18 protein-coding genes are annotated in these 19,241 nt (G+C 67.3%); 10 read left to right on the top strand and 8 right to left on the bottom strand.

Annotation, left to right across the window (positions count from 1 at the left end; translation table 11 throughout):
* Nucleotides 1-39 precede the first annotated feature (39 nt).
* A complete protein-coding gene (locus K3172_RS01875; protein ID WP_221588944.1) occupies nucleotides 40-1,617 on the bottom strand; it encodes a M23 family metallopeptidase in 1,578 nt (525 codons plus the stop codon).
* A 227-nt stretch (nucleotides 1,618-1,844) separates the two neighbouring features.
* On the opposite strand from K3172_RS01875, the gene K3172_RS01880 reads away from it, so the two are divergent.
* The 7 genes from K3172_RS01880 to K3172_RS01910 all read left to right on the top strand — a co-directional run bounded on the left by K3172_RS01880 (nucleotide 1,845) and on the right by K3172_RS01910 (nucleotide 7,913).
* A complete protein-coding gene (locus tag K3172_RS01880) occupies nucleotides 1,845-4,349 on the top strand; it encodes a helicase-related protein (protein WP_221586772.1) in 2,505 nt (834 codons plus the stop codon).
* A gap of 8 nt (nucleotides 4,350-4,357) precedes the next feature.
* Nucleotides 4,358-4,615, top strand: coding sequence for an RNA-binding S4 domain-containing protein (locus K3172_RS01885; protein WP_221586773.1), 258 nt, complete (start codon nucleotides 4,358-4,360; stop codon nucleotides 4,613-4,615).
* 51 nt (nucleotides 4,616-4,666) lie between these two features.
* On the top strand, nucleotides 4,667-5,005 hold the full coding sequence (gene fdxA, locus K3172_RS01890) for a ferredoxin FdxA (RefSeq protein WP_221586774.1): 339 nt from the start codon (nucleotides 4,667-4,669) through the stop codon (nucleotides 5,003-5,005).
* A gap of 9 nt (nucleotides 5,006-5,014) precedes the next feature.
* Nucleotides 5,015-5,806: a YihY/virulence factor BrkB family protein gene (locus tag K3172_RS01895; RefSeq protein WP_221586775.1), complete on the top strand. Its 792-nt coding sequence runs from the start codon at nucleotides 5,015-5,017 to the stop codon at nucleotides 5,804-5,806.
* Nucleotides 5,807-6,022: 216 nt separating this feature from the next.
* Nucleotides 6,023-6,556: a CarD family transcriptional regulator gene (locus tag K3172_RS01900; RefSeq protein ID WP_221586776.1), complete on the top strand. Its 534-nt coding sequence runs from the start codon at nucleotides 6,023-6,025 to the stop codon at nucleotides 6,554-6,556.
* Nucleotides 6,557-6,692: 136 nt separating this feature from the next.
* Nucleotides 6,693-7,529 carry a head GIN domain-containing protein gene (locus K3172_RS01905; protein ID WP_221586777.1) on the top strand — a complete coding sequence of 279 codons (837 nt, stop codon included), beginning with the start codon at nucleotides 6,693-6,695 and terminating at the stop codon, nucleotides 7,527-7,529.
* A 54-nt stretch (nucleotides 7,530-7,583) separates the two neighbouring features.
* Nucleotides 7,584-7,913, top strand: coding sequence for a hypothetical protein (locus tag K3172_RS01910; protein ID WP_221586778.1), 330 nt, complete (start codon nucleotides 7,584-7,586; stop codon nucleotides 7,911-7,913).
* On the opposite strand, the gene K3172_RS01915 is transcribed toward K3172_RS01910, so the two are convergent.
* Entirely contained in the window at nucleotides 7,910-8,836 is a 927-nt protein-coding gene (locus K3172_RS01915; RefSeq protein ID WP_221586779.1) for an L-threonylcarbamoyladenylate synthase, read from the bottom strand. The genes K3172_RS01910 and K3172_RS01915 overlap by 4 nt on opposite strands.
* A 47-nt stretch (nucleotides 8,837-8,883) precedes the next feature.
* Between K3172_RS01915 and K3172_RS01920 the strand changes: the two genes are divergently transcribed.
* Nucleotides 8,884-10,623, top strand: coding sequence for an acyl-CoA dehydrogenase family protein (locus tag K3172_RS01920; RefSeq protein ID WP_221586780.1), 1,740 nt, complete (start codon nucleotides 8,884-8,886; stop codon nucleotides 10,621-10,623).
* A 19-nt stretch (nucleotides 10,624-10,642) separates the two neighbouring features.
* Here the strand turns inward: K3172_RS01920 and K3172_RS01925 are convergent, their stop codons facing one another.
* Nucleotides 10,643-12,097 carry a PQQ-dependent sugar dehydrogenase gene (locus K3172_RS01925; protein WP_221586781.1) on the bottom strand — a complete coding sequence of 485 codons (1,455 nt, stop codon included), beginning with the start codon at nucleotides 12,095-12,097 and terminating at the stop codon, nucleotides 10,643-10,645.
* Between the two features lie 77 nt (nucleotides 12,098-12,174).
* On the opposite strand from K3172_RS01925, the gene K3172_RS01930 reads away from it, so the two are divergent.
* Nucleotides 12,175-12,657 (top strand): GAF domain-containing protein, encoded by a 483-nt coding sequence (locus tag K3172_RS01930; RefSeq protein ID WP_221586782.1) that lies wholly within the window; start codon nucleotides 12,175-12,177, stop codon nucleotides 12,655-12,657.
* A 116-nt stretch (nucleotides 12,658-12,773) separates the two neighbouring features.
* Nucleotides 12,774-13,628, top strand: coding sequence for a glycine zipper 2TM domain-containing protein (locus K3172_RS01935; protein ID WP_247717900.1), 855 nt, complete (start codon nucleotides 12,774-12,776; stop codon nucleotides 13,626-13,628).
* Between the two features lie 48 nt (nucleotides 13,629-13,676).
* Here the strand turns inward: K3172_RS01935 and K3172_RS01940 are convergent, their stop codons facing one another.
* The 5 genes from K3172_RS01940 to mnmE form a co-directional block, all read right to left on the bottom strand.
* On the bottom strand, nucleotides 13,677-14,642 hold the full coding sequence (locus K3172_RS01940; RefSeq protein WP_247717901.1) for a ParB/RepB/Spo0J family partition protein: 966 nt from the start codon (nucleotides 14,640-14,642) through the stop codon (nucleotides 13,677-13,679).
* Nucleotides 14,639-15,418 carry a ParA family protein gene (locus K3172_RS01945; protein WP_221586783.1) on the bottom strand — a complete coding sequence of 260 codons (780 nt, stop codon included), beginning with the start codon at nucleotides 15,416-15,418 and terminating at the stop codon, nucleotides 14,639-14,641. Before K3172_RS01945 ends, K3172_RS01940 begins: the two co-directional genes overlap by 4 nt.
* Nucleotides 15,415-16,044 (bottom strand): 16S rRNA (guanine(527)-N(7))-methyltransferase RsmG, encoded by a 630-nt coding sequence (gene rsmG / locus K3172_RS01950; protein WP_221586784.1) that lies wholly within the window; start codon nucleotides 16,042-16,044, stop codon nucleotides 15,415-15,417. The genes K3172_RS01945 and rsmG overlap by 4 nt, the downstream gene beginning before the upstream one ends.
* Complete coding sequence (gene mnmG, locus K3172_RS01955) at nucleotides 16,041-17,897, bottom strand: tRNA uridine-5-carboxymethylaminomethyl(34) synthesis enzyme MnmG (RefSeq protein ID WP_221586785.1); 1,857 nt, start codon at nucleotides 17,895-17,897, stop codon at nucleotides 16,041-16,043. Before mnmG ends, rsmG begins: the two co-directional genes overlap by 4 nt.
* 61 nt (nucleotides 17,898-17,958) lie before the next feature.
* Nucleotides 17,959-19,227, bottom strand: a complete 1,269-nt coding sequence (gene mnmE / locus K3172_RS01960) for a tRNA uridine-5-carboxymethylaminomethyl(34) synthesis GTPase MnmE (RefSeq protein WP_221588951.1) — start codon at nucleotides 19,225-19,227, stop codon at nucleotides 17,959-17,961.
* Between the last annotated feature and the right edge of the window lie 14 nt (nucleotides 19,228-19,241).

Raw genomic sequence — 19,241 nt, forward strand, 5'->3', positions numbered from 1 at the left:
ATGTGCCGCAAGCGCCCGCACTATGCAATCGGGTGCGGCCTAGCGCAGCGCCTTGGGGGTATCGGCCCTGTCGATCTCGCGCAGCGGCTCTTCGGAAGCAACTTCGTTAGCGGTCGGCTGCAGGTCGGCCAGAGCCGCGCCCGCCTCGACCTGGCGCAGCGTCTCGAGCGTCTGGCGGAAGCGCTGGAGCTCCGCACCCGACAATTGCGCGCGGGTGACGTATTTGACCGAGGACGGATCGACCGCGCGCCCGCCGCGATACATTTCGTAATGGAGGTGGGCACCGGTGGAGAGGCCGGTCGAGCCGACATAGCCGATCACCTGCCCGCGCCGCACGGCCTGCCCCGCGCTCACCGCCATCCGGCTCATGTGGCAATAGCGGGTGTCGATCCCGCCGCCGTGGCGCAGCTTCACGGCATTGCCGCAGCCGCCCGCACGGCCGGCCGAGAGCACGCGCCCGTCGGTCACGGCGACGATCGGCGTGCCGTAGCTCGCCTTGTAGTCGAGCCCGGAGTGCATCCGGCGATAGCCGAGGATCGGATGGCGGCGCATACCGTAGCGCGAGGTGGTGCGGCCCGGCACGGGGGCCATCAGGCCGCCGCGCTGCTCGCCGACGCCCGAAGCCTCGTAGAACTGCCCGTCCTTGCCCCAGCGCATCAGCTGCACCTTCGGCTTTTCGCCGCGGTCGATGCCGGCGAAGAGCAGCTGGCCCGCCTGGCGCTCACCAGTAGCGGCACGGCGATGGGCGAGGATGAAGTCGAACGTGTCGGTCGAGCGGATGTCGCGGTCGAGATTCACATACTGGCCGAGCGTCTTGAGATAGGCCTGCACCGCGCTGGCGGGCGCGCCGGCGGCGCGGGCCGAGCGGTAGAGGCTGTCGCCCACCACGCCGCGAATGCGCAGCGGGGTCTCGTCCACGCGGATGGGTTTGCGGATCAGGGTGAGCGGCCCGCTCTCGTCCAGCCGCGCAACCGAGAGCTCGAGATCGAAGCGTGCGCGGAAGGCCAGCTTCTCCAGCGCGCGCGGCTCGCCGGGCCCGGTGCGGCGGCCGAGCACGATGTCCACCTTGGTACCCGATTCGATATCCGAGAGCGGCATGGCGCGGCCGACCATGTCGGTGACCAGCCGCGTGTCGTCGCTGCCGAGACCGGCGCGGCGCAGCATGCGCTCGAAAGCGTCGCCATTGGCAAGCGTGGCCTCGAGCTCGATACGCGGGCGCTCGGGCGCTTCGGCGAGCGGCTCGACCAGCGCGGTCGCGCCCATGTGACGGCCGCTGTCCGCACCGAGCGCGAGCGGCATGATCATCTGGCTGCGGTATTCCGCCCTCACGGCGTCATCGACATGCGCGGGCGGCGCGGCTTCGAGCGGTGCGAAATCCGGCCAGAAGGCCAGCGCGACCGCGGAGAGGCCGACAAACGTGCCGAGACCGCGAAACCAGCGGCCGCTACCGATATCGCTACCGAGATCGGGGGCGAGATCGAGCGTGTGGAGACGTGCCGAGACTCGGTCGCGCGTGGCCGCCCACGAGAATGCGGGCAGGGCAATGCGGGGCAGGACCTGGTCGAGCGAGAGCGCAGCGGCACTCGCGCCGGGTCCGCCGGTCGCTTGTTCGCCCATGCTCTCGTTGCTGTCCCCGTGGGACGTAAACACGCCAGACCCTCCGTCCATGGCCCAACCTGCGTGATGGTTCGGCCCGACCCTTGCGGGACTTCTGCCCGCATTCCCTGGCAAAACAAAGTAAACACGCGCTTAAGCTGCGGTAATCCGACTCGGTAATGCGACGAAGCGAGGATTGCCCGCGGCCATCGGTTGCAGCGCGGCTCCGGCACTGCCACTGAGGAGAGGTGCAGGATAGCGCGATCAAGGCGGTTCTCGGGCCCACCAACACCGGCAAGACGCATCTCGCGATCGAGCGGATGTGCGCCCATTCAAGCGGGTGCATGGGCTTTCCGCTGCGGCTGCTGGCGCGCGAGGTCTACGACCGGGTGCGCGCGCTGAAGGGTGACCGCAACGTCGCGCTGATCACCGGCGAGGAGCGGATCGAGCCCGAGGGTGCGCGCTACATGTGCTGCACGGTCGAGGCGATGCCGCGCGACGGGGCGGGCGCGGCCTTCGTGGCGCTCGACGAAGCCCAGCTCGCTGCCGATCGCGAGCGCGGGCATATCTTCACCGACCGGCTGCTCAACACGCGCGGCCGCCAGGAGACGATGCTGCTCGGCAGCGCGACGATCGAGTCGCTGGTGCGCCAGCTGGTGCCCGAGGCCGAGATTTCCGACCGACCGCGCTTCTCCACCCTGACCCATATCGGACCGCGCAAGCTGTCTCGCCTGCCGCCGCGCAGCGCGATCGTCGCCTTTAGCGCGGAGCAGGTCTATACAGTCGCCGAGATGCTGCGCCGGTTTCGCGGCGGCGCGGCGGTGGTCATGGGCGCGCTCAGCCCCGAAACGCGCAACCGCCAGGTCGCGCTGTTCCAGAATGGCGAGGTCGACTACATCGTCGCCACCGACGCGATTGGCATGGGGCTCAACCTCGACGTGAACCATGTCGCCTTTGCCGGGCTTACCAAGTTCGACGGCGTCCGCATGCGTCGCCTCCTGCCCGCCGAAATGGCGCAGATCGCCGGGCGTGCGGGACGGCACCAGCGCGACGGGACCTTCGGCACGCTGGCGGGCGGCAACCAGCACGGTGCCTCGCCCGAATTCACCGAGGAAGAGATCTACGCTATCGAGGAACACCGTTTCGCCCCGCTGACCCATCTCTACTGGCGTGACCCCGAGCCGCGCTTCGGTTCGCTCGAACAGCTCATCGCCGATCTCGAGGCGCCGCCGGGCGATCCCGCGCTGCGCCTCGCGCCCGAAGCGATCGACCTCGCCACGCTCAAGCGGCTCGCCGAAGAGGATATCGGCAAGACCATCCGCGGCGCGGGCAAGGTCCGGCGCTTCTGGGAAGCCTGTTCGCTCCCCGATTTCCGCCAGCGCGGCCCAGACGTCCACGCCCGCTTCGTCGCGCGTCTGTGGCAGGACCTCAGCGAAGGCTATCTCGGCGCGGACTATGTCGCGGCGCGCATCAGCGAACTCGACAACATGGCCGGCGACATCGATACGCTGCAGGGGCGGATCGCCGCGATTCGCAGCTGGGCCTATATCTGCCAGCGCCCCGACTGGGTGCTGGCGCGTGACGAAATGGCGTCGCGCGCACGGGCCGTGGAAGCCAAATTGTCGGACGCGCTCCACGCGCGGCTGACCGAGAGATTCGTCAACCGGAGGACCGCAATCCTGATGAAATCGCTGGGTGAAGACGCCGGCCTGCTGCCGATCGAACTCGCCGAGGACGGCAGCGTCACAGTGGAGGGCGAGCACCTCGGCACGGTCGAGGGGTTCCGGTTCACGGTCGATTCCGCCGCCCGTCACGAAGACCGCAGGATGCTGCTCGCCGCAGCCGAGAAGGCCCTGCCGCGCATCCTCGGGCAGAAGGCGGAAGCGTTGGCGGCGTCCGACATGGCGGAGCTCGAACTCGCACGCGGCGCGATCCGCTGGCGCGGACAGGACATCGCCACGCTCGAGCCGCGCGACGGCACCGTGACGCCGTTGCTGCAACCTTCGCGCGAAGTGCGGGCGCTGCCCGATGTGTCGCGCGCCAAGCTGCTCGCGGCGCTGGATGCATGGCGCGCTGCGAAACTTGCCCCGCTCGATACGCTCGAAAAGCTGTACCAGGCGGCGAGCAATCCCGACGCCGGTTCGCAGGCGCGCGCGCTACTGCTCAACCTCATCGCAGGGCACGGCTACACCAGCCGCGAAAGCGCGGGCATCGAGCACCTGCCCAAGGAGATGCGGCCCTTCCTGCGCAAGATCGGCGTGACCTTCGGCGCGCTCGACATTTTCGCACCCGCGCTACTCAAGCCCGCACCGCGCCAGTTGCTCCACGCGCTCGGCATCGACCGGCGCGCATTGCAGGAGGCGATGCTGCCGGTCGTCCCGGGCGGCAGGAAGCTGCCCTCCGGCTATCGCCCGGCGGGCGAGCAGGCGATCCGCATCGACCTTGCGGAAAAGATCCTGCGCGCGGCGCATGAGACGCGGGCCAAGGCACAGGCGAAGGATCGCAAGCGCAAGTTCGTCGTCGATCTTTCCCTGCCGATCTCGATCGGGCTGGAGGAGAACAACGCCATCCGCCTGCTTGGCGTCGCCGGTTTCCGCGTCCAGCGCGCCAAGCCGCTGGCGGAAGGCGCGTTCGGCCCGCCGCGGCCCGATCGCTGGGAATGGCGCCCCTCGCGTCGCAAGCAGCAACGCGCCGCTCCCGCCAAACCGCGCGAAGGCAGCGCCTTTGCGGGACTGGCCGATCTCTTGCGCTGACCGGCTAAATGCGGATCGACCGCCTGCTCTGTCATTTGCGCTTCGCGCGCACCCGGAGCGCGGCGCAGAAGCTGGTCGAACAGGGCTACATCCGCCGTAATGGCGAGCGGGTAACGCGCAGTTCGCTCGACATCCATGTCGGCGACGTGCTGACGATTCCGCTGGGCAATTTCGTCCGCCTGATCGAGATTCTGGAGCTTCCGGAGCGTCGTGGGCCGCCGCGCGAGGCACAGGCCTGTTATCGGGAGCTTGACCCCAAAGGATAATCGGCCCTAGCAGCGCATTTCAGGGAAACACTTCAAGGGACCAGACTACCCATGACCTATGTCGTCACCGACGCCTGCATCAAGTGCAAGTACACCGACTGCGTCGAGGTCTGCCCGGTCGACTGTTTCTACGAGGGCGAAAACATGCTCGTCATCAACCCGAGCGAGTGCATCGACTGCGGCGTGTGCGAGCCCGAATGCCCCGCCGAAGCGATTCTCCCCGATACCGAGGACAATCTCGAGAAGTGGCTCGAGCTCAACACCAAGTTCAGCGCCGAATGGCCGAACATCACCCAGAGCAAGGAACCGCCTGCGGATGCCGACGAGCACAAGGGCGAGGACGACAAGTACGACAAGTACTTTTCGGCCGAGCCCGGCGAAGGCGACTGATCGCCCCACTTGCTCGACCGACTGAAAGCCGCCTGGCGCGCGGGTAGCGAGCATACCATCTCGCTCGTCGCCGCGGGGATCGCCTATTACGCCCTGCTCGCGCTCGTCCCGGCGCTCGGCGCGACTGTGCTCGGCTACGGCCTGTTCGTCAGTCCCGAAACCGTGGTGCGCCATATCGAGCGGCTGACCGACCTGCTGCCGCCGAGCGCCGCGTCGCTGATCGGCGACCAGCTGCAGCAGATTTCCAGCGCTTCGGGTGCATCGACCGGGATCGGGCTGATCTTCGCGCTCGGCCTGGCGCTGTTCGGCGCGCGCGGGGCGGCCAAGGCTCTGCTGACCGGATTCGGCATCGTTTTCGAATCGGAAGAGAGCCGGGGCTTCGTGCGCGGCAATCTGGTGGCGCTGGCCATCACCTTCGCGGGCGCGGCGGGGCTGATCGGCCTCGCCGCCCTGCTTGCGGCCAGTGCTGCCTTGCCCGGACCGGTCGCGCCGCTGGTCGGGCTGCTCCTGCTCGGCCTGTCGGCCACGGCCGGCGCGATGCTGCTCTACCGCTACGCTCCGCCGCAAGCGGAGCCCCAGTGGTCTGCCGCGCTGCGGGGAGCGCTTGTTTTTACTGGCCTTTGGATCGCCGCCACGGCGGGCTTTGCATTCTACGCCGCGAATTTCGCCGACTACAACGCGACCTATGGCTCGCTCGGCGCGGTCGTTGCGCTGCTGACCTGGTTCTGGGCGAGCGGCTTCGCGCTTCTTCTCGGTGCCGAACTTGTCGTGCAGGATTCGCGGGCGCACGGCGACTCATAGGCCCATCGTTACAACGACTCGCAATATCCGCACTTTCGTGCTATATAATGCAACAACCAAACCGGTTTGCTCCCGGTCAGGTGTGATAGAAGAAAGGGCGCGCCACCAGCAACGCCGAAATTCCGTGACCTTCCGCGCCCCTGATTCCCAGCGGCGGCGGACGGGTTTCTTCGACGTTCCTTCCCCCCCGGGCCGCCCGACGAAAGGATGGATTGCATGGCAAGCAAGGCTGATGCCTTCGACGTTGGCGATTACGTTGTCTACCCCAAGCACGGCGTGGGCCGTGTGATCGAACTGCAGAGCGAGGAAATCGCCGGCATGCAGCTCGAACTCTACGTGCTGCGCTTCGAAAAGGAGCGCATGACGCTCCGCGTTCCGGTGAACAAGGTCGAATCGATCGGCATGCGCAAGCTGTCGAGCGACAAGACGCTCAAGGAAGCGATGGAAACCCTCAAGGGCAAGCCCAAGGTCAAGCGCACCATGTGGTCGCGCCGCGCGCAGGAATACGAAGCCAAGATCAATTCCGGCGAAATCGTCCTGATCGCGGAAGTGACCCGCGACCTGTTCCGCCCGGACGACCAGCCCGAGCAGAGCTATTCGGAGCGCCAGATCTTCGAAGCGGCGTCGAGCCGTCTCGCCCGCGAACTCGCGGCGATGGAAAAGACCGACGAGCCGACCGCACTCGAAAAAATCCTCGACGTGCTGCGCGAGCATGCGCCGCAATATTACGAGAACACCGAAGAAGCCTGATCGACAGGCCGCCTTCGGGGATCGACAGAGGGGCCGCTCCGCAAGGGGCGGCCCTTTTTGCATGGGTTGAACTGCGAGCCTCGCTGTATTACATCGCCAATACGGACTGTTCAGGACAGCATGAGGACTTCACCCGATGAAGCTGCACAAGATTTTCAAGGGCCTCGCGCCCATCGCCGCCCTCGCCGGAGCCGCCCTTGTGAGCGGTTGCGACGGCGTCAACATCCAGATCGGCGACAAGGAGGGCGTTCCGCTTGCCGAACTCGACATGGCCGGCAAGGCACCGACCGAACTTGTCCTGGCCAGTCCGGACCAAGTCATCGTGACCGAGGGCGACACGCTCGATATCGCCGTGTCGGGCGATGACGAAGTCGTCGATTCGCTCCGTTTCTCGCTCGATGACGACACGCTCGGCATCCATCGCGAGAAAAACTGGAAGGGCAACGGCATCGCCACCGTGCGCGTCACCATGCCGAGCCTGCGGGCGATCGTGCTTGCCGGATCGGGCACGGTCCAGGCTGCCCGCATGCGCGGGAAGGCGGAAGTCACCGTGGCCGGATCGGGCAGTGTGAAGGTGACGGATATGGCCGCCGAAAGCCTCGACGCGACCATCGCCGGTTCGGGCGATCTCGAGGCGAGCGGCACGGCCGAGACGCTCGACCTGACCATCGCCGGTTCGGGCGAGGCGCGCATGGCGGGCCTGACCGTCGACCGGGCCGATGTGTCGGTGGCCGGATCGGGAGATGCGGTGTTTACGTCGAACGGGAAGGTCGAGGCGAATATCGTCGGATCGGGTGACATCACGGTCAATGGCCGCGCCAACTGCACGGTCAGTGCCATGGGTTCGGGCAAGCTGAACTGCCGTACCGTCTCCGACGCGCCTGAAGCGACCGAGGAAACCGACGCGCCCGCCGCCCCCGAGGCACCGGACGCGCCCGAGGCTCCCGCAGCGCCTGACGCCCCCGCCACCTGAGTTCATCGACGGGCAAACCGAAATCCGCTAGGCGGCGCAGCGAAAGGAATTCCGATGCGCCGCCTGGTCATTTTCGCCCTCCTGCCCGCCACGGTCCTCTTGCAGGGCTGTATCGCCAAGACGGCGTACAATGTCGCCACTGCGCCCGTGCGCGTGGCCGCCAGGGGCGTCGATCTCGCTACCACCAGCCAGTCCGAAGCCGACGAGAAGCGGGGCCGCGAACTGCGCAAGCGCGAGGAACGCCTCGGCAAGCTCGAGCGGGATTACGAGCGGCAGCTCGACGAATGCGAGGACGGCAGCCGCCGCGCCTGCGACCAGGCACGCAACACCTACGCGGAAATGCAGCAGATCATCCCGACCATCCCGGTCGAGCCCGAGGGCTAATCGGGCGGCGTCGCGGCTCGGCGCAGCCGGTCGTTGATCGCTATGCCGATGCCCTCCTCCGGAATCGGCGCGACGGCGATGCGCGGTTTTTCCGAACGCGCCCCTTCGTGGAGGCAGGCATAGAGGCGCGCGGCGGCCTCGGTCAGGCTGCCGCTGGACGATAGGGTACAATCCCCGCCGATCGCGCCGAAGCCGATCATGAAGTCGTCTGGCGCAACTTCGGTCGCGTCGAGGCGCACGGGCTTGCTGGGCGCATAATGGCTGGCGAGCTGACCGGGGGCTTCGATTCCGTCGGCAGAGGCTGTTGTCCCGAAATCAAGCGGACCCGGGCGCAAGACTTCGATCCGACCATCGTCACGCACGGCGACGATCGTCGACTCCAGGCCGCTCTTGCAAGGCCCTCCGTCGAGGATAGCGTCGATGCGGCCATCGAGGGAGGCCAGCACGTGTCCGGCCGTGGTCGGGCTAATGAAGCCGCTTCGATTTGCGGAAGGGGCCGCGAGCGGGAAAGCACATTCTGCGAGCAGCTGCCGCATCACGGGATGAGCGGGACACCGCAGCGCGACCGTAGGTAGTCCGGCAGACACGGAAGAGGCCAGACGCGCATCGTCGCACCGCGGCAAGACCAAGGTCAGCGGCCCTGGCCAATACTTTCTCGCCAATTCCTCTGCTGTGGGGTTGAACGCACCGTGGGTTCTCGCCTGCTCCACGCTCTGCACATGCACGATCAGAGGGTTGAAACTCGGCCGCCCCTTCGCCTCGTAGATGCGCGCCACCGCCGCGTCGTCATCGGCGCGGGCGGCGAGGCCGTAGACCGTCTCGGTCGGCACGGCGACGAGGCCGCCATCGCGCAGTATCCGGGCCGCGCGCGCGATTCCCGTCGCGTCCGCCAGTATCGTTTCCGTAGCGTATTTGCCGACCATGCCCGCGCGCTATATCTGGGCGGAAGGAAAGCCAAGAGGGAAGCCACGTGACCTATACCGCCGCCACCCAGGACCAGCTGCTCGCCATCCGCGTGAATGCCGGAATCGAGGAGCTCGCGCAGTCGGAAAGATACGCCGCCGCCGAACCCGACATGGTCGAGGCGATCGTCGAGGGCATCGGCCAGTTCGCCGCAGGCGAGTGGGCGCCGCTCAACCGCGTGGGCGATCTGGAGGGCGCGAAGCTGGAGAACGGCGTGGTGCGCCTGCCCGACGGCTTCGAGGCAGCCTATCACGCCTATGTCGAGCAAGGCTGGAACGCGATTTCGGGTCCGGTCGAGTTCGGCGGGCAGGGCCTGCCCTTCACCCTGTCGTGCAACGTGCTCGAGAACCTCGGCACGGCGAACATGGCCTTCAACCTCCTCCCCATGCTGAGCGTCGGCGCGATCGAAGCGCTCGAACACCACGGCTCGAAGGAGCTGCAGGACAAGTATCTGCCGAAACTGGTCAGCGGCGAATGGTCGGGGACGATGAATCTCACCGAGCCGCAGGCGGGCTCCGATGTCGGCGCGCTGCGTTCCACCGCGGTACCGATCGAAGACGGCGAACATGCGGGCAAGTATCGCATCACGGGGCAGAAGATCTACATCACCTGGGGCGAGCACGAGCTGTCGAAGAACATCATCCACCTCGTCCTCGCGCGCCTGCCCGATGCGCCGGAGGGGAGTCGCGGCATCTCGCTCTTCATTGTGCCCAAGTATCATGTGAAACCGGACGGCACGCCGGGTGCGCGCAACGACCTGCGCTGCGTCAGCATCGAGCACAAGCTGGGCATCAACGCCTCGCCCACCTGCGTGATGAGCTATGGCGACAATGGCGCATGCATCGGCGAGCTCGTCGGGGCCCCGAACCGCGGACTCGCGGCGATGTTCACGATGATGAACAACGCGCGCATCAATGTCGGCAACCAGGGTGTGCAGATCGGCGAGCGCGCGACCCAACAGGCGCTCGGCTATGCGCGCGACCGCGTCCAGTCGGCGCGCGCCGGATCGCCCGATCGCGCGCCGGTGGCAATTGTCGAACACCCCGACGTGCGCCGCATGCTGCTGCGCATGAAGGTGCTGACCGAAGGCGCGCGCGCCCTGCTCTACTACACCGCCGGACAGGTCGACCGCGGCACGCTGGGCGACGCCGATGCGGCAGCGCGCGGCGAGGTGCTCACCCCGCTGATCAAGGCCTGGGGCACCGATATAGGCATCGAGGTCGCCAGCCTCGGCGTCCAGGTCCATGGCGGCATGGGCTTCGTCGAGGAAACCGGTGCAGCCCAGCATTGGCGCGATTCGCGCATTGCCCCGATCTATGAAGGCACCAACGGCATCCAGGCCGCCGACCTCGTCACCCGCAAGCTGAGCATGGACGACGGAAAGGCGCTGATCGGCCTGACCGAGGCCATTGCACGCGATTGCGCCGACGAACCCGCGCTCTTCGCGCTCGCAGGGGATTGTGCGGCGGTTGCGAAATGGATGCGCGAAGAGGCAAGCCTCGATGATCGGCTGGCCGGCTCGGTGCCCTTCTGCACCATGCTCGCCGTCGCGGTGGCCGGATGGCAGCTCCTGCTCCAGAAGCGCGCGGTCGACGCCGGAGCCGCCCCCGCGATTGCAGCAAGCAAGCAGGCCACGGTCCGCTTCTTCCTCGACCGGATCGTGCCTGAAGCCGCGGGCCTCAAGGCTGGCGCGATTGCCGGCGGCGCGGCGCTCTACGAACTGCAGACCGCGCAGCTCCTCGGCTAGCCAAGTTGCGCCGCGCGACTCAGTCGGCGGTTACCGTGCGCGCATAATCGTCTTCGCCGAAGCTTGCCTCCTGCCCGCGCAATTCGCGTTGCGGGGGCAGGCGGTTGCCGCTGATCTGCTCGATTCCCGGCTGGCCTGCCGCACCCGGCGCGACGACCCGCCAGATGATGCCTGCGGTGTCGTCGCTGACCAGCAGCGAGCCGTCGCCGGCCCATTCGACCCAGGTCGGGCGGCCGCGGGTCGTCCCATCGTCCTTGAGGAAGCCGGTCAGCACCGGAATGGGTTTGCCCGTCGGATTGCCGCGTTCGTCGAATGCCACATAGACCACGTCGTAGCCCGAGGGCGGCTTGCGGTTCCATGACCCATGGCGGGCGATGAAGGCGCCGCTGGCGAAGTTTTCGCCCATTTTGGCGCCTTCCGCGGAGAAGACGAAGCCGAGGGCGGCGACATGCGGACCCAACGCATATTCGGGTTTGCGGACGTAGTTGATGTAGGCGGGGATCGGGTACTTGACCCGGCGGTCGAAATTGTCCCCCCAGTACACCCATGGCCAGCCGTATTGCGCGCCTACCGGCACGTTGGTGAGGTAGTCCGGGACGAGGTCCGAGCCGAGCATGTCGCGCTCGTTGACGGTGGTCCACAGCTCACCCGACCAGGGGTTGAAATCGAGCCCGTTGGGGTTGCGCAGACCGCCCCCGAAGATCCGCCGCTTGCCGGTTTCGAGGTCGATTTCCCAGATCAGCGCGCGGCCCTCTTCGGCCTCCATGCCCTTGTCGGCGATGTTCGTGTCGGACCCGACCGCCGCATACAGCTTGGTTCCGTCACGGCTCAGCGCGAGATTGCGCATCCAGTGGCCGCCGCCGCCGGCGAGATCGGTGACCTTGCGCGGTTCGCCCGACACCGTGGCGGCACCCAGTTCGTAAGGGTAGGCGAGTACCGCGTCATGGTTGGCGACGTAGAGCGTACCGTCGCCCCAGGCGAGGCCGGACGGCGAATCGAGACCTTCGAGCAGCACCTGCTTCACCTCGGCGGCACCGTCGCCGTCGGCATCGCGCAGCAGCACGATCTGGTTGGGCGATTCGCCGGTCGCCCCGGCGCGGCTCATCAGCCAGTCCGCGATCCATGCGGTGATCCCTCCGTCACCCTCCTTTGCGGGTGCCCGGGTCAAGGCAACCAGGATATCGCCATTGGGCAATGCCTGCAGCGTGCGCGGATGTTCGAGCCCGTCGGCGAAGCGCGTGACGGCAAGGCCCTCTGCCGCGACGGGCACTTCGTCGGCGCCCCAGCCCACCGGCTCGGCGATTGCGACCGTCGGGAAAGTCTCGGCCTGCGGTTCCTCGAGCGTCGGATCGGTGCCGACGACCTCGTCCCAGGGAAGGCTGGCGGTATCGCCGCGGCTGACGAACCAGAAACCCGCTGCCAGGACCAGCAGGAAGACGACGAGGGCGATGCCCAGCTTCTTGAGAATGCTCATGCCCTGTCGGATAGGCGAGCCCGCCGACGCGGGCAATGGGGCTTGCCCTTGGCGAAAGCGGCACTAGATCGCTCGCCATGTTCGATTTTCGCCCCGCGCCCGATTGTCCCAAGCCAGAAGCCTATCGCCAGCTGCGCGATGCAGCCGAAGCGCTGACCGCGGACGAGCCCGACGGGGTCGCCAACATGGCCAATATCGCGGCGCTGCTGTGGGACTTCCTCCCCGACCTAAATTGGGCGGGCTTCTATCGCATGGTCGAAGGCGAGCTGGTGCTGGGGCCCTTCATGGGTCGCCCGGCGTGCATCCGTATCCCGCTCGGCAAGGGTGTGTGCGGGGTCTGCGCGCAGGATGCCGCGACCCAGCTGGTCGAAGACGTCCACAGCTTCCCCGGTCACATCGCCTGCGATTCGGTGACCAATTCCGAACTGGTGGTCCCGGTGGTGCGCGATGGCGCGGTTATCGCCGTGATCGACCTCGACAGCCCCCTGAAGGCGCGTTTCGACGCTGAGGATCAGGCCGGCATCGAGGCACTCGCCGCCATGCTGGCGCAGCGGATCTAGGGGCCCTGCCCCGTATCGGCACACTGCAAGTCGCCGTTTTGGCGCATCCTGCGCTTGGTGGTAAGGCCGCGTAAACCATGATTGCGGCCGAGCCGGCCGACATGCGGGAGTGTGCGATGAAGACTAGCCTCGTTCTCGGCCTTTGTGCGGCCCCGATCGCCTTGATGCCCGCCATGGCGATGGCGCAGTCGCAGGCAGGCGTCGATTATCCGACCGACACCTATGAGTATGCCGAGCCGATGCAGGCGGAGGCGGTACCGGTCGAAGCCGTCGAGCCCGACTATAGCGAAATCGGTGCCCAGCGTGTGATCCTGGAACGCGGCTCACCCGAGCCGGAGATCTTCACCCCGCGACCCGTCGTGCAGCCAATTCCCTCGGTGGAGCCCGATGCCTATGCCGCCGACCGGGACTACGCCGAGCCGCCCCGAGCCTTGCATCCGGCGATGCGTCGCACCACGGCTGCCGGCCAGCCCTATGTCTATCGCGCGGGCCGGGTTCCGGCCCTGCCCGCTGGCGGGCGCGTGGTCCAGTTCGACCGGCAGGAGTGGCTCGCAGCCTGTGCCGACCGCCTGACGCCCGCCTATGCCTACGCGGACGAGCGCGACGGCGATGGCAAGATCGCCGGCGCGGTCGTCGGGGCTGTCGTTGGCGGGATTGCAGGCAATCGCATCGCCGGGCGCGGCAGCCGCACGGCGGGTACGCTGATCGGTGCAGGAGCAGGTGCGCTGGGCGGCATGGCCGTCGGTGGCGCGCTCGATCGGCAAGAGGAGCGCGTATCCGGGATCTACGAGGATGACTATGCCTATTCCTACAGGCGCTGCGAGGCCTATCTCGACCAGTATATGGCGAGCGCCTATTCGGGCGGGCTGGACGGGCGTTACTCGGCCACGGGCGACTATTTCCTCGTCCCGGTGACGGTCGTAGTCCCGCAGCGTGCGTATTACAGCGACGGTACCCCCGTGCGGCCCTGACCGCCCGGAAGTCGCGTGGCGCGACTTTCTCTAAACCCCTGATTTAAATCAAATGTCGCCGCCGGTCAGGCGCTGGCACAGCAGGTCCAGCTGGTCGAGCGTGCGGTAGCGGATGGTCACCGTGCCGGTGTTGGGCGAGGCTTCGGTCTTGATCCGCACCTGCATGCCGAGGAATTCCTCGAGATGGCCCTGCACCGCGGCGATATCGGCGTCGTTCGCATTCCCCGTCGACACCGCCTTTCGCGCCGATCCTTCGCGCACCTTCGACGGCGAGCGGGTCAGCTTCTCGACTTCGCGGACCGAAAGTTTTTCGGCGACGGCGCGGCGGGCGAGGCCCGAGGCGTCGTCATTGCCGATCAACGCGCGCGCGTGGCCCATCGACAGCGAACCTTCCGCGAGGAAGGCCAGCACATCGTCGGGCAATGCGAGCAGGCGCTGGAAGTTGGCGACGTGGCTGCGCGACTTGTCGACGAGCTTGGCGATCTCCGCCTGGGTCATGCCCTCGTCGTCCGCAAGTTTTTGATAAGCCTTGGCTTCTTCGAGCGGGTTGAGGTCTTCGCGCTGCAGGTTTTCGATCAGTGCGAGCGCCATGACCTCGCGCTGGTCGAGCTCGCGCACGATCGCCGGAATCTCGTGCAGGCGCGCGCGCTGGGCGGCACGCCAGCGCCGCTCGCCGGCGACCAACTGGTAACGCCCATTGCCGACCGGACGGACGAGAATTGGCTGGATCACCCCACGGGCCGCGATCGAGGAGGCAAGCTCGTCCAGCGCATCCTCGGCGAAATGCGTGCGCGGCTGCCCGGGAAGCGGCTCGATCTTGGCGACCGGGATCGAGGCGAGGCCGGTCGCCGGAGTCGCGGCGGTGCTGGCCGGAGCGTCCGCGGCCACTTCGCCGGTGATCTCGCGGCGGACCAGCGGTTCCTCGCGGCGGGTCTCGCCCAGCAGGGCGCCAAGGCCCTTGCCGAGCTTCTTCTTGCGATCGATTGGGCGCGACATCTGGTTGCTTTCGCTCATGCAGCTTTCCTCGTTTCGGGCAGGCGGCCGATCAGTTCGCGCGCCAGGCCGATATAGGCGCGGCTGCCGGGGCACTGGTGGTCGTAAACGAGCGCCGGAAGGCCGTGACTCGGCGCTTCAGACAGGCGCACGTTGCGCGGAATGACGTTCTCGAACACGAGACCGCCCAGGCAGTCGCGGACGTCGTCCGCCACCTGGTCGGTCAGGCGGTTCCGGCGATCGAACATGGTCAGGACCACGCCGACGATGCCGAGATTGGCGTTGAAGCCCTGCTGGACCCGCTCGACCGTTTGGAGCAGCTGGCTGAGCCCTTCGAGCGCGAAGAATTCGCACTGCAGCGGCACAAGCAAGGTGTCTGCGGCGCACAGCGCGTTGAGGGTCAGCAGGCCGAGCGAGGGCGGGCAGTCGACGAAGCACACATCGTAACCGCGCGAAGGATCGTTCAGCGCCTTGGCCAAGCGGTGCGTGCGATCGTCGACCGACACCAGCTCGACCTCGGCACCGGACAGGTCCTGCGTCGCCGGGACGATATCGAGGCCAGGAATGTCGGTCGCGAGGGCGCATTCGCCTAGCGTCGCCTGGTCGAGCAGCAGGTCGTAGCTGGTGTTCACACGGTCCGCGCTCGCAACGCCGAGGCCGGTGGAGGCATTGCCCTGCGGATCGAGGTCCACCAGCAGCGTCTTCCATCCGGTCGCCGCCATCGCGGTAGCGATATTGATCGCGGTGGTGGTCTTGCCCACCCCGCCCTTCTGGTTGGCGATCGCGATGGTGATCATTTGGCGCCCTTCCATTTGCCGCATCCGGTGATGATGCCCGCCTCCGCATCGGTGAGCGATTGTTCCACGTGAAACATTGCGCGTCGCGATTCAGGAAGCTCTGCCACTTCTTGCGCCGCCGAACGGCCCTTGGGCAACACCCATCGGGTGTCGCTTGTGGAGAAGCGTGCGGATAATCGGAGCAAACGTTCGAGTGGCGCGAAGGCGCGCGCGGAGATTACACCAGCCGCAAAGGTTTCGACCAGCTCAAGCCGCCGGCCCTCTACGCGGCATCCCGAGAGGCCGAGTTCGGCGATCATGCGCTCCATCCACTCGATCCGGCGGCGGCGCGATTCGACGAGAATAACAGGTGCTTGCGGGCGCATGGCCGCGATCACCAGCCCCGGGAAGCCCGCCCCGCTGCCGAGGTCGAGCCACGGCGCATCGCCCGCTTCTGCGTGCTCGAGCAGTTGCGCCGAATCGGCGATATGGCGAAGCCAGACCTGCGGCAGCGAATTTTTCGCGACGAGGTTCTGCCGCTCGTTCTCTTCCGCCAGTGCCGCAACGAGACGGTCGAGCCGCGCCATCGCTGCCGGATCGCATTTCTGCGCGACATAGGCCCGCGCCTCACCCTCGGTGCCGATCACGCGGCCACCTTCGCCGCCCGCCGACGCGCATGGACCAGCAATGCGGCAAGCGCAGCGGGCGTGATCCCTTGCACGCGCGAGGCGGCCGCCATGTTTTCAGGGCGCGCCTGCGCGAGCCGCTCGACCATCTCGTTCGACAGGCCGGGGACGTCGCGATAGGGAAAGTCGGCAGGCAGTGTCAGCGCCTCGCTCGCCCGCAGTTCAGCAAGCTCGGAAATCTGGCGCGCAAGATAGGGCGCATATGAGGCGTCCTCGGACATTTCGATCGCCAGTTCGTCGGTGGCGTCCACATCGGCATAGAGCCCGGCGACAGCGGAGAGGTCGAGATGGCCGGCCGAAAGCCACTCGGCGACCGACTTGCTGCCCGCATCGCGTTTCACGTGAAACCCTGCGTCCGACAGATCCTTCGCCGCCAGAGACCGGGCGAAAATGTCCTCCAGCGTCGCCCGCCGCTCCTCGCGCGCGGCGAACCATGCCTGTCGCTCCGCTCCGACGAGGCCCGCGGCGATCCCCTTGGGCGTCAGCCGCGTGTCGGCATTGCTGGCGCGTAGGCGCAGGCGATATTCGGCGCGCGCGGTCAGCATGCGATAGGGTTCGGTAATGCCGTGCAGCGTGAGATCGTCGACCATGACCGCAATATAGGAATTGGCTCGGTCGAGCTGCACCGGCTCGCGCCCGAGCACCTTGGCCGCCGCCTGCATGCCCGCCACCAAGCCCTGTGCCGCCGCCTCCTCGTAGCCGGTTGTGCCATTGATCTGCCCTGCACAATACAGGCCGGCAATTGCGTGCAGTTCGAGGCTCGCCTTGAGCGCCCGCGGATCGATGTGGTCGTATTCGACCGCATAGCCGGGCACCGCCATCTCTACCCGCTCCAGCCCGGCCATCGCGCGCAGCATGGCAAGCTGCACGTCGGTCGGAAGCGAGGTCGAAATGCCGTTGGGATAGACCAGCGGCGTGTCGAGGCCTTCGGGCTCGAGGAACACCTGGTGCCCGTCGCGATCGCCGAAGCGGTGGATCTTGTCCTCGATCGAGGGGCAATAGCGCGGTCCTGCCGCCCCGATCGCGCCCGAGAAGAGCGGCGACCGGTCCAGATTCGCGCGAATGATATCGTGCGCCCGCTCGTTGGTGCGCGTCACGGCACAGAAGACCTGCGGGTTGACCCTGCCCTGCGTGAGCGCCGACATCGTCCAGCCCTCGCCGTCGGAGGGCTGTTCTTCCAGCGCACCCCAGTCGATCGTGCGCCCGTCGAGCCGCGGCGGCGTGCCGGTCTTGAGGCGGCCCATTGGCAGGGCGGCCTCGCGCAACTGCGCCGCAAGCCGGTGCGCGGCGTTCTCGCCGATGCGGCCGCCCTCGAAGCGCTCCTCGCCGCGAAACAGGATACCGCCGAGGAAGGTGCCGGTACACAATACGACAGCAGGTGCGAAAAGCTGCGTCCCGTCGGCTAGGTCCAGCCCGGCGACAGATTCCCCCTCGAGGATCAGCGCAGCCGCCTCCCCGGACACGAGCTCGAGCTTGTCCTGCGCGGCGATGAGGCGCTGGACCTCCGCCTTGAACAACTTGCGATCCGCCTGGACGCGCGGCCCCCACACGGCGCTGCCCTTCGAGCGGTTGAGCATGCGATAATGGATCGCCCCCGCGTCGGCCGCCCGCCCGATAATCCCGTCGAGCGCGTCGACCTCGCGGACGAGGTGCCCCTTGCCCAGACCGCCGATCGCCGGGTTGCAGCTCATCGCACCGATGGCATCCAGGTCGAAGCTCACCAATCCGGTGCGCGCGCCCATGCGCGCCGCCGCGCAGGCCGCCTCGACGCCGGCGTGTCCGCCGCCGATCACAAGGAGATCGTAATGGTGCATGGGCGCGCCAATACCGTCGCGCCGCGCTCGGGTCAAAGAGAGAAATGTTCCACGTGGAACATCACTTGCCGATACAGAACCGTCCGAAAAGCGCGTCGAGCATATCCTCGGTCGAATTGCGTCCCGATATGCTGTCGAGCGCCATCCGCGCGAGCCGCAACTCCTCGGCCACGATCAGCGGGTCGCCGACCAGCGCCGCGTGCTCCAGGGCCGTCGCCGCTTCCGCGGCGAGCGCCTTCTGCCGCCGGTTGAGCGCAACCCGGTCGGGTGGAGGCAGCGCCGCCTTGCCCCGCACAACAAGCGCATCGGTCAAAGCGCCAAGCCCCTGACCCGTTACAGCCGAAACCAGATGGTCCCCCTTTCCCTCCGTGCCGAGATCGGCCTTCGACGCAACCAGCAGCGCGCCCTCGGGTCTCTCCTCTGCCTCACCGAGCCACAGCACGATATCGGCCCGCGCGAGCTGCTCCTGCGCCCTGCCAATGCCGATCGCCTCGATCTCGCCCGCGCCCTCCTCGCGCAGGCCCGCCGTATCGACGAAGACGAAGGGCACGCCGCCGATCGCCACGGGCCGCTCGATCACATCGCGCGTGGTGCCCGCTTCAGCAGACACAATCGCCACGCCCTCTTCCAGCAAGGCATTGAACAGGGAGGATTTTCCGGCATTCGGAGGGCCGGCGAACACGACCCGTACCCCATCGCGCAGCCGGTCTGCCGACGGTCGCTCGAGCACCCGCACCATCTCGGCCCGCAGATCGCCCACCTGAGCCGCGAAATCGGCCGGGATATCGGCCACATCGTCCTCGTCGCCGAAGTCGATCACCGCCTCGATCCGGGCGGAAAGGCCAAGCAGACGCTCGCGCCAGGCCTCGATCCGTTGCGACAGAATCCCTCCCGCGGCAGTCAGCGCGCCGCGGCGCTGCCATTCGGTTTCAGCTGAAAGCAGATCGGCGAGACCCTCGGCCTCCGCCAGATCGATGCGTCCATTGGCGAAGGCTCTGCGAGTAAACTCGCCCGGCTCCGCTTCGCGAAGCCCCGGCAAGCGATCCAGTGCAGCGAGTACGGCCGTCACCACCGCCCTGCCCCCGTGACAGTGCAGTTCGGCAAGATCTTCGCCCGTCGCCGTCGCAGGCCCGGGAAACCACAGGACCAGTGCCTCGTCGAGCAGCGCTTGCGCCTCGTCGCGCAGCTTGCGTAGCGAGGGCGCGCGCGGCTCGGGCAGGCTCCCGGCCAGCGTGGCCAATGCCTTGCCGGCATGGGGGCCGCTGATGCGGACGATAGCAATGGCTGCCGGCGGCGCGCCGCTCGACAGGGCGAAGATCGTGTCGTCCATCATCAAGAGCTGAA

Source organism: Qipengyuania proteolytica (assembly GCF_019711565.1).
In the GTDB taxonomy this organism is placed as follows: Bacteria; Pseudomonadota; Alphaproteobacteria; order Sphingomonadales; family Sphingomonadaceae; genus Qipengyuania; species Qipengyuania proteolytica.